This window comes from Clostridium gallinarum, from assembly GCF_014836325.1.
GTDB lineage: Bacteria > Bacillota > Clostridia > Clostridiales > Clostridiaceae > Clostridium > Clostridium gallinarum.
In genome coordinates this window covers 1-10,744 of sequence record NZ_JACSQZ010000082.1, presented here as the reverse complement: position 1 = coordinate 10,744, position 10,744 = coordinate 1, and the positions used below count along the sequence as shown (strand labels likewise).

At 25.6% G+C, this 10,744-nt stretch carries 11 protein-coding genes; 8 read left to right on the top strand and 3 right to left on the bottom strand.

From position 1 onward, the window contains the following. Window positions 1-140: 140 nt before the first annotated feature. The gene (gene yjeM / locus H9660_RS14955; protein WP_191751181.1) at window positions 141-1,640 is read right to left on the bottom strand and encodes a glutamate/gamma-aminobutyrate family transporter YjeM; all 1,500 of its coding nucleotides are present in this window, start codon (window positions 1,638-1,640) and stop codon (window positions 141-143) included. A 151-nt stretch (window positions 1,641-1,791) separates the two neighbouring features. On the opposite strand from yjeM, the gene H9660_RS14950 reads away from it, so the two are divergent. Continuing rightward, window positions 1,792-2,694, top strand: coding sequence for an aldo/keto reductase (locus H9660_RS14950; RefSeq protein WP_191751180.1), 903 nt, complete (start codon window positions 1,792-1,794; stop codon window positions 2,692-2,694). A gap of 217 nt (window positions 2,695-2,911) precedes the next feature. Here the strand turns inward: H9660_RS14950 and H9660_RS14945 are convergent, their stop codons facing one another. After that, window positions 2,912-3,334 carry a hypothetical protein gene (locus tag H9660_RS14945; protein ID WP_191751179.1) on the bottom strand — a complete coding sequence of 141 codons (423 nt, stop codon included), beginning with the start codon at window positions 3,332-3,334 and terminating at the stop codon, window positions 2,912-2,914. Window positions 3,335-3,441: 107 nt separating this feature from the next. Between H9660_RS14945 and H9660_RS14940 the strand changes: the two genes are divergently transcribed. Together H9660_RS14940 and H9660_RS14935 are read left to right on the top strand one after the other, a co-directional pair. Continuing rightward, window positions 3,442-3,786 (top strand): hypothetical protein, encoded by a 345-nt coding sequence (locus H9660_RS14940; protein WP_191751178.1) that lies wholly within the window; start codon window positions 3,442-3,444, stop codon window positions 3,784-3,786. 33 nt (window positions 3,787-3,819) lie between these two features. After that, on the top strand, window positions 3,820-4,233 hold the full coding sequence (locus tag H9660_RS14935; RefSeq protein ID WP_191751177.1) for a hypothetical protein: 414 nt from the start codon (window positions 3,820-3,822) through the stop codon (window positions 4,231-4,233). A 51-nt stretch (window positions 4,234-4,284) separates the two neighbouring features. Here H9660_RS14935 and H9660_RS14930 read toward each other — a convergent pair whose 3' ends face one another. Next, window positions 4,285-4,842 carry a J domain-containing protein gene (locus H9660_RS14930; RefSeq protein WP_341479606.1) on the bottom strand — a complete coding sequence of 186 codons (558 nt, stop codon included), beginning with the start codon at window positions 4,840-4,842 and terminating at the stop codon, window positions 4,285-4,287. A 100-nt stretch (window positions 4,843-4,942) separates the two neighbouring features. Here H9660_RS14930 and H9660_RS14925 point away from each other — a divergent pair, with 100 nt between their 5' ends. The 5 genes from H9660_RS14925 to H9660_RS14905 all read left to right on the top strand — a co-directional run bounded on the left by H9660_RS14925 (window position 4,943) and on the right by H9660_RS14905 (window position 10,642). Further along, window positions 4,943-5,815, top strand: coding sequence for a radical SAM/SPASM domain-containing protein (locus H9660_RS14925; RefSeq protein ID WP_191751175.1), 873 nt, complete (start codon window positions 4,943-4,945; stop codon window positions 5,813-5,815). A gap of 16 nt (window positions 5,816-5,831) precedes the next feature. Further along, the gene (locus tag H9660_RS14920; RefSeq protein WP_191751174.1) at window positions 5,832-6,806 is read left to right on the top strand and encodes an aromatic acid exporter family protein; all 975 of its coding nucleotides are present in this window, start codon (window positions 5,832-5,834) and stop codon (window positions 6,804-6,806) included. Between the two features lie 62 nt (window positions 6,807-6,868). Further along, window positions 6,869-7,651, top strand: coding sequence for an ATP-binding cassette domain-containing protein (locus H9660_RS14915; RefSeq protein ID WP_191751173.1), 783 nt, complete (start codon window positions 6,869-6,871; stop codon window positions 7,649-7,651). A gap of 2 nt (window positions 7,652-7,653) precedes the next feature. Then, window positions 7,654-9,309: a hypothetical protein gene (locus tag H9660_RS14910; RefSeq protein ID WP_191751172.1), complete on the top strand. Its 1,656-nt coding sequence runs from the start codon at window positions 7,654-7,656 to the stop codon at window positions 9,307-9,309. A 127-nt stretch (window positions 9,310-9,436) separates the two neighbouring features. Continuing rightward, entirely contained in the window at window positions 9,437-10,642 is a 1,206-nt protein-coding gene (locus tag H9660_RS14905) for a BaiN/RdsA family NAD(P)/FAD-dependent oxidoreductase (RefSeq protein ID WP_191751171.1), read from the top strand. Window positions 10,643-10,744 lie beyond the last annotated feature (102 nt).

Here is a 10,744-nt window from a genome sequence, read left to right as displayed (position 1 = left end):
GTAAAAAATAATATATTTAAATTATATTAGATAATTATATAAAATTAAAGACTGCTGACACTTTGTCAGCAGTCTGATAAAAATAAGGATTCAGTAATTGAATCCTTATTTTTATTATATATTATAGACAGTTAATTTTTTTATTGTTTAGATAATCTTTTTTCATAAGAAGTATATAATATTATTGCAATAGTTCCAAAGATTATTGGACCTGCAATTTGGAATATTGTTGAAGTATAATCCTTACTCTCTAATGCAGGTTGTAATATTGTAAATATATTAGCAAATCCAACTGTTAGAGTAACTATAATAGCTGCTATTGTAGCAAATTTTATGTTTTTATAGATTTCAAAAGGCTTTTTAATTTCTTGCTTTTTCTTAAAGTAAATAAAAGCAAAGGATAAAAACATATAAGGAATAGTCATAGCAACATTACCCATTAAAACTAAATAATTTAAAAATACACTTGCACTTTTACCTCCGAAGGAAGATACAAAAATAATTCCAACAACTATAAAGCATTGAATCCACATAGCATTTTTAGGCATACTATTTTTATCTTTTTTAGTTAAATATTTTGGGAGTATTCCTGTTGGAGTACCATCTATTAATTGCTTTAAAGGCGAATAAGCAAGGGTAAAGAAAGCACCAAGTAAGGCTAAAAACATTGAAAGTCCAATATATCTTGCAAATAAAGATCCTAAAATATCTATATTATTTTGAGAAAGGTTAAGTGATTTACCAATTTCAATACCTAAATTTTTAATTACTATATAAGATACATTAGCCATATTTACATCTTGACCATTCAATATATTATTCCAATTAATAAAGAATCCTATAAATAGAATTGCTAGTGAATAGCCAATTGCAATTACAATAGCTGCAATTTTAATTCCTTTAGGAAAAGTAATTTTAGGATTATCAGTAGAATCAACTAATCCACCTACAGCTTCTAATCCACCATAGGCAAAAAGAGCAAATACTAAGAATCCTAATATTCCAAGTGGAGTTTGATAAAATGGATTTGGAGAAGTTATAAAAGATTTAGCTGTTAAAGGTTGAGTTAATTCAAAGTTATTTGAAATTAAAACTATTAATCCACCTATTATTAAAACTAAATTTGCACTTGTAACAAATATTCCACCTATAGAAGCAACTTTAGTAATACTTTTTAGTCCTTTTGATGATATGTATGTTATAAGTATTACGAAAATTATTCCTAAAATTCCTAAGGTTCTTGGTGCATTTAATCCAAATAGAGACCAATTTGATGTAGAATCTCTTCCAAAAATTAAATTAGATAGAGGTACCCAGATTGAAGATGAAACACTTACCATCCAAATTAAATAAGAGCTATACCACATAAATGTACCTACAAATGCATATTTAGGACCTATGGATCTATCCATCCAAGTATAAATTCCACCTTTCTCTTTTCTAAATGCGGCTCCGAACTCTGCCATCATAAAGGCATAAGGTATAAAGAAAAATATAGCAGAAAAAATATACCAAGGAATTGCTGAATATCCCATTAAATAAAATGCTCTAGGAATATTATTGAATCCATATACAGACGTAAAAATCATTAATATAAGAGCTGATAGCGTTAATTTATCAGTATTTTTTTTATTAGACATTATAAATCCTCCTTTACAAGTTTATAGTTTATTTTGTTCATATTTCCTTAAATATATTAAGGGAAGTTTACCCATTTTGAAGTAGATAATTTATTAATAAGAGTAGGAATATATGATATAATGAAAAATATAGATTCATTAGGAGGGAAAAATGGAGAGGATTAAAATAAAAGATGATTTAGACTTTTCAAGGATTATACATGGATATTGGAGATTAATGGAATGGAAATTAAGTAGTAATGAACTAATTAATTTAATTGAAGAAGCCTATGATTTAGGAATAACAACAGTTGATCATGCTGATATATACGGTAATTTTTGTTGTGAGGAAAAATTTGGTGAGGCATTGAGCCTAAAAAAAGGATTAAGAGAAAAGCTTCAGATAGTAACAAAGTGTGGAATAAAATTTCCTTCAGAAAATAGACCGGAAAATAAATCTCATTGTTATGATACAAGTAAGGAACATATAATTAAGTCAGCGGAAAGATCACTTAAGAATTTTAATACTGATTATTTAGACGCTTTATTAATACATAGAGTAGATGCTTTATTAAATCCTGAAGAAGTAGCTGAAGCATTTCATAAGCTTAAAAAGGAAGGTAAGGTTAGATATTTCGGAGTTTCTAACTTCTTACCATCTCAATTTAATATGCTGAATTCTTATTTAGATAATGAACTTATAACTAATCAAGTAGAAATTTCACCACTATGCCTAAACGCTTTTGAGGATGGAACTTTAGATTTAATGCTTGAAAAAAGGGTAAAGCCTATGGCATGGTCTCCACTTGCTGGTGGTAAGTTATTCAATAGTTTAGATGAGAGAGCTTTAAGAGTTAAGAAGGCGTTAAATAAAATAAAAGAAGAAGTAGGTGCAAGGGATATAGATGAAGTTGCATATGCTTGGCTTTTAATGCATCCAAGTAAAATTATGCCTATAGTTGGATCAGGTAAAATAGAAAGAATAAAGTCAGCTGTTCAGGCTACAGAAATTTTATTAACTAGAGATCAATGGTTTGAAATTTATGTTGCTTCAAGAGGCATAGATATTCCTTAAAATAAAAAGATATAAACATTATATTCCTTGCTCCGTCGCATGCGCTCCAAGTCGCCGTCATACAATGTTTATATCTTTGCAAACTGAAGGAAATTATAAAACTATTATTCACAGGGTAATACGTTTATAATTTCCTAAAAAATAAAAAGAGGCTGTCTTTATGGCAGCCCCTAAAGTTTTCATAAGATAAACTAAATTTTACTAAAGATAATAAAGACTATGTTCTAAAATCAAATTTATGGGAACAACGCTTGCAAGTAACAACTATATTACCTTTTTTTCTTGGAAGTCTTAGATTTTGTCCACATTTAGGACATTTAGTAATTTTAAAGTTTTTCTTCTCATTTAAGATATTTTTTAAAACTTTATATGCATATGAAAAACTTGTGAAATCTATAGGCTGAGAATTATAAGGAATTCTCATTCCAAATCTTGATAAAGGTTTATTCAAAAAAGCTATTAATGCATTGTTTTCAGATTGTCTTTTATAAATATTTCTAGAAAATATTCTATATAATGATAATATAATAAGTGCAGTTCCAATAAACCATGTATATTTTGATAAGTTAAAAAATGAAGATAAAAATATTAATAATATGGATAATAAATCAATTCCATATATACCTTTTAAAAAATTCATGCTAACACCTCTGTATAATATATTAAATATATTATAGTATAAAGGTATTATCCTAGCAATGAGGATATATTATATTTTTGTAAATTATATACATAAGGAGTGATATTATGGAGAGTAGCATCCCTAAGGAATATATAAGTAAAATAACAAAGGCTTCAAGCTATTTTATTTTTAGAAATGGTCCAATAAAGAAGTTATATGAAGATGGAAAAATAAGTGATAATGAAATTAAGGGAATTCAAAGGTATATGGAGGGCCATCTAGCATATCTTTTTAATATACTTTTAGAGGAAAATAATTTAAATAAATTTGATTTAATTATATCTACTATGGATAAATTTTATATTAACGATAATGAAGAAATAAAGCTTCAAGATGATGGATTTGATGCATTATATAATAATATATTTAATGTAAATGGAAATAATATTGGTATTAAATTAAATAAGTAATTATTAAATATTTATAATAATTTGGAGGGAAATATGTACATAGCATTTGGAAGAAGAGTAGTTGACACAGAGGAAATAAAAAGCGAAATAGAAAAAAACACTGAGTTTAATGTATTAAAAGATATGAGCAAAGGAACAAAAAGAGAAGACACATTTGCTTATAACTTAAGTATATCAATAGATGTATTAAATGGAATAATTAGAGATGATTATAACATAGATGATTTAAGTGAAGATGAGTTATTTGAAGAATATATGAGTTTAGCAGAAGAACTAGCAACAGATATGGAGGAAATACTTCCAGAAGAATCTTTAATAGATGTTAAAGCTTATAAATGGGATTTATCAGATAATGATATAAGAGTAGTTGTTGCAGGAGTAAATGAAGAAACTGGAGAAGGAAAATTGAAGGATGTAATGAGAAGATTAATAACGCAATTAGAGTAAAAATAAATTTATATTTATTAAAAAAAGAGACAGTTTGTCTCTTTTTTTATACTAACACATTCCGCTTCCGCCACCCATATTATTACCTCCACCACACATATTCATATTATTTGATTGGGGTGGATTTTGTTGATTAGATTGATTTGGATTTTGATAATTATTCTTTTTATAATATTCTATTATTTCTCCAGAACGATTTCGTAAAGTTGTTAAAGTATCTTCGTATTCTTTATTACTAGGATCTAGTTCTATAGATTTAACTATGTGTTCAACACCAATATCAAACCAACCTTTTTTAAAATAGACAAATCCCATTAAATAATTCCATTCAGCAGAATCTTTTAAATCTAATAAATTTAACTTACTTTCTGCAATAGAAATATTATTACTATCTATATAAGATCTAATTTCCTTGTAGATAGCACCATTTACTAAAATATCATAGGCCATATTAGCATCATTAATAATACTTTCTGCTAAAGGGCGAGTATCAATTGAAGAGTTACCTAATGAGTATTCATCAAGAATACTTTTATAAGCTCTTTTTATTTCATCCTTAGAAGATGTAGGGGAAACACCTAAAACCTTATATGGGTCCAATATATTCACATCCTTTATAATATATTAATTATCTTATAATATTTAATATATTGGAAGAATGAAAATAATATGATAAATTAATTCTATAAAAACAAAAAGGAGATAAGGTATGACAAGATTTAAAAAAATATATATAGAAACAACTAATATTTGTAATTTAAGTTGTAATTTTTGTCCTAAAACAAGTAGAAAATTAGGATTTATGAGTATAGAAAGTTTTAAGGAGATAATAAATAAAATAGATGGATATACAAAACACATTTATCTTCATTTAATGGGAGAACCATTTTTAAATAAAAATTTAAAAGATTTTCTTAAAATAGCTAAGGATGCTGATATAAATGTTAATATTACTAGCAATGGAACTTTAATTGATAATGTAAAGGAAGTTTTAATAAATTCAAAAGCCGTTAGACAAATAAATATATCACTTCATAGCTTTGAAGCTAATGAAAATGATGTAGATTTTTATGAGTATATAAATAATGTATTAGATTTTATTAAAGAAGCTAATGAAAAAACTGAAATAATTTGTGCTCTTCGACTTTGGAATATTGATACAGAAGAGTTAAAGGCAAATAATGAATTAAATTTTAAAATAATTAAACTTATTGAAGATAAACTACAATTAGATTTTTCTTTATTAGAAATGATTAAAGAGAAGAGAGGAATAAAATTAAAGGATAGAATATACTTAAATATGGCAGAAAAATTTAGTTGGCCAGATTCAAGCCTTTCTTTAATAAGTGAAGAGGTATTTTGTTATGGACTTAGAGATCAAATTGGAATACTTTTAGATGGAACTGTAGTACCATGTTGTTTAGATAGTGAAGGGAATATACCATTAGGAAATATATTTAATCAAGATTTAGAAGAAATAATAAATTCTAAAAGAGCTAAGGATATATATGATGGATTTTCTAGACGTCGTGCAGTTGAAGATCTTTGTAAAAAATGTGGGTATGCAAAAAGACATTTTTAATAAGGAGGTATGATATTTGAAATATATTTATAATTTAGCTTTTAAAATGTCAATATCAGCAACTATAGCACTTATATTAGCAAATATTTTAAATGTTCAATTTTCAACTGTAGCTGCTGTAATTGCAATATTAAGTATACAAGATACTAAGAAAAAAGCATTAATTGTAGGGAGAAATAGAATTTATGCTTGTATAATAGCAATATTTTTATCTTTTTTAACTTATAAATTTTTAGGACAAAGTCCTATTACTTTTGCGTTATTTTTATTAATATTTATACCATTGACTTCAAGATTTAATATATCTGAGGGGATGGTGCCAGCTGTAGTATTATCTACTCATTTATTTGTAGCAAATGAAATTACATCATATTGGATAACAAATGAATTATTAATAATGATAATAGGAGTAGGGATTGCTTCAATTGCAAATTTATTTATGCCTTCTTTACATAAGCAGTTTGAAGAAGATAAGGCGTATATAGAAAAAAACTATAGATTGATTTTGTCAAAAATGTCTAAATCTCTTTTAACATATGCAGTTGATAGAGATGAAAAGATAATAATTAATAATCTAGAAAAAAGATTAAATGAAAGTATAGATAGAGCTTATAAAATAGCTAATAATAATCTTTTAAAGAGTGATTCATATTATGTAGATTATATGAATATGAGAAAAAATCAATTTGATATCATAAAAAAGTTAAGATCTCACTTTGAAAAGTTTTATATGTCATTTGATCAAACACATATGATATCTAAATTCACTAAAAATGTTGCAGATCAAATTAAAGATACAAATGATTGTAGGGATTTATTAGAAGAGTTAGAGAATATAAAGAAAGATTGTAAGAGGATGGCTTTACCTAAAACAAGAGAAGAATTTGAAAATAGAGCTCAATTATTGCAATTTTTAAATGATATGGAAGATTTGTTAAGAATAAAGAGGAATTTTATATTAACTTATAATTTAGATAATAATAAGAAGTAACATCACTACCTTTAATTTACAATTAAGTGCTTTAGATGTAAAATTAAAGTGGGGGTGGAAAAGTGGAAAATAATAAAGTATTAGAACTAATAAATTTAAGAAAAAGTTTTGGTGAAAAAGATGTTTTAAAAGGAATTAATTTAACTGTAGATAGAGGAAGTATAATTGGTTATATAGGTCCAAATGGAGCTGGTAAGAGTACAACTGTTAAATTAATAATGGGATTAATTACTGGATATACAGGGGAAATAAGAATATTTGGAGAAGAGATTTTAGCAACAGATGAAAGTTATAAAAAAAAGATAGGATATGTGCCAGAAGTTCCTGATATATATGATAGTTTAACTGGTAAAGAATATTTAACCTTTATAGGTCAGCTTTATGGAATAGAGTATAATAAGGTAAATGAAAAAGCACAAAAACTTATGGAGATATTGGGGATTTTAGAGTCCTATGAAAAAAGAATATCCTCATATTCTAAAGGAATGAAACAGAAGCTGATTCTTATATCTAGTTTAATTCATGATCCGGAAATATTATTTTTAGATGAGCCATTAAGTGGATTAGATGCTAATAGTGTAATGATAATAAAAGAAATTTTATCCCACTTAGCTAAGGAGGGGAAGACTATTTTTTATTCTTCTCACATTATGGAAGTAGTAGAAAAGATAAGTGATAGAATTATTTTAATTAATAATGGAGAGATAGTTGCAGATGGAAATTTTGAAGAGTTAAAAAATAACTTTAAAGAAAGTTCCCTTGAAAATATATTTAATGAAGTTACCGGATTCCATGAATATAAAGAATTGGCTGAAGCATTTATTTCAGCAGTAAAAGAGGTATAGACATGAAAGAGTTTAAAGTGCTGAAAATTTTAGATAAGCTATCATGGTTATATACAAAAGCTGGAGTAGATTATAATATACTTAGATTAATAATTAATACTAAGTTAACTATGGATGGAAGAAGGAAATCAACTGTTTTTAATAATGAAACAAATAAGAAAAAGAAAGAATCTAATGAGTTTTATAAAGCATTACTAATGTATGCTTTTATTGGAATTTTTTTAGCGCTTATGCTTATTTTTGATATAAATAAGATGTATTTAATGTCAGGATTTTTTTCAGTAATAATGTTTATGATTTTAACTATTTTTATTTCTGATTTTTCTCATGTTATTTTAGATGTTAGAGATAAAAATATTATATCAACTAAAGGAATAGATAATAAAACAATAAATGCAGCTAAAATAACTCATGTTTTTATTTATATGACTTATTTAACTTTATCATTAGTAGGAGTTTCTTTTATAGTATCATTAAAATATGGAATAATTTATTTTTTGATATTTTTTATTGAAATTATATTAATAGATATATTTATGATAATAATTACAGCCTTAGCTTATCTTTTAGTATTAAAGTTTTTTGATGGAGAAAAGTTAAAGGATATAATTAATTTTGTGCAAATTGGTTTAAGTATATTTATGGTTGTAATATATCAGATTGTACCAAGATTATTTAGTATAATTGATATATCAAAGATAAATTATAATGAAAAAATATGGCATTTATTAATTCCACCAATGTGGTTTGCAGCGCCATTATCAATTCTTTATGGTGAAGAAATAACAATTATTAAAATTATAATGAGTGTTTTAGCAGTAAGTATTCCTATTATATCTATAATTATTTACTTAAAACTCACACCAACCTTTGAAAAAAATCTTCAAAAGTTAAATAATAATGAAGCTAATATAAAAGAAAAAGGTAGGTTGCTTATAAAAATAAATAATTTATTTTGTAAAGATAATACAGAAAGAGCATTTTTCAATTTTGCTATTGGAATTGTTAGCTCTGAAAGAGAATTCAAGCTTAAGGTTTATCCTAATTTAGCTTTAGGAGTAGTTTTACCTATAGTATTTATGATGCCAGGAATAGATAGGAACAATCCGATTGGAATATTGGAATCTTTAAGAAACTCTAGGCAATATTTATCTATATATGCTTTTGCATTGGCTATTCCTAATATACTAATTATGAGTAGATATTCAGAAAAATATATGGGAGCATGGATATATCAAATTGCACCTATAAAAAATATGTCATCAGTATTTAGAGGCGTATTGAAGGGAGTAATATATAAATTTGTTGTAATTCCATATTCCATTATTTCTTTAATTTATATTATGATTTTTGGACCTAAAGTAATACTTCATTTAATTATAGTATTTTTAGTTCTAATTTCTTTAGTGATTTTAAATTTTATAATATTAAAAAAGAGTTTACCATTTTCTAAGAAGTTTGAAGCTACTAATGGTGGAGAAAGTGTTGGGATTGTTTTTATTCATATGATTAGTGTATTAATAGCATTAGGAATCCATTTCGCTTTAAGTAATAATAAAATAGCAAGTTATATTTATATTTTTATTTTAATAATATTTAATTTATTACTATGGAAGTATTCATTTAATATATCAAAGGAAAAATTAATGAATCAATAAAGAGGCTATATAATTAGCCTCTTTATTAATTTGAATTTTTAGCGTGATAAATACCTTTCTATTTAACACAATATGTTTTTAGTATATAATATATTTTAAAGATAAGAACAAATTAAGGAGATACATTATGGCAAAGGTTATAGTTATTGGAGCAGGTCCAGCTGGAATAATGGCTGCTTTATCAGCTTCAAAAAATAATGAAGTTATATTAATAGAGAGAAATACTGAAATCGGTAAAAAGTTAAAACTTACTGGTGGAGGAAGATGTAATATTACAAATAATAGAGATATTGAAGAGTTTTTTGAGAAAATAGTTACAAATAAAAAGTTTTTATATAGTGCTCTATATACTTTTACTAATACTAGTCTTTTAGATTATTTTTCAAGTAAGGGCTTGGAATACAAGGTAGAATATGATCAAAAAGTTTTTACGAAAAGTGATAAGGCTGATGAAGTTATTGAAATATTTCAAAGAGATTTAATGGAAAGTGATGTTAGAATATATTACAACACAAAGGTTAGTGACTTAATAGTAGAAAATAATGTCGTAAAGGGAGTTATTACTGAAGAAGGAAAGAAAATACTTTCCGATAAAGTAATAGTTACAACAGGTGGTAAGAGCTATCCAACAACAGGATCAGATGGGAGTATGTTTGAGATATTAGAAAGACATGGACATACAATTAATAATTGTTATCCTGCCTTAATACCTCTAGTTATTAAAGAAGGATTTATAAAAAATCTTCAAGGAATAGCAATGAAGGAAGTAGTAATAAGTACAACTATAAAGAAGAAAAAAATAAAAAGGCAAGGAGATATGATATTTACACATTTTGGAATATCTGGTCCTGGAGTTTTAAAGTTTTCTTCATACATAAATAAACTACTAAAAGATATGGAAGTAAAAATAAATATAGACTTTTTACCTGAAGTTTCAAAGGAAGAATTATCTAATTTAATAAGATCTAACAATAAAAGTCTACTAAATAATTTAAAACAATATCTTCCACAAAACTTTATTAAAGAAATACTTACTATGTTAAATTTAAATGAAGTAAAGGTTTCTGAATTAAAGAAAGAAGATGAAAATAAACTTATAGGATGTATTAAAGAAATGAGTTTAACAGTAGAGGATACAATAACTATTAAAGCAGCTATGGTTACTAGTGGAGGAGTTACTGTAAAAGAAATAAATGCTTCTACAATGGAATCTAAAAAAATTAAAAATTTATTCTTTGCAGGAGAAGTTATTGATATAGATGCTGAAACAGGTGGATATAATCTACAAATGGCATTTTCTACAGGATATCTAGCAGGAATAGATGAAAATTAATGAAAAGATTGCCTTTTTGGCAATCTTTTTCAGACTGCTGACAAAGTGTCAGCAGTCTTTAATTTTATATAATTATCTAATATAATTTAAATATATTATTTT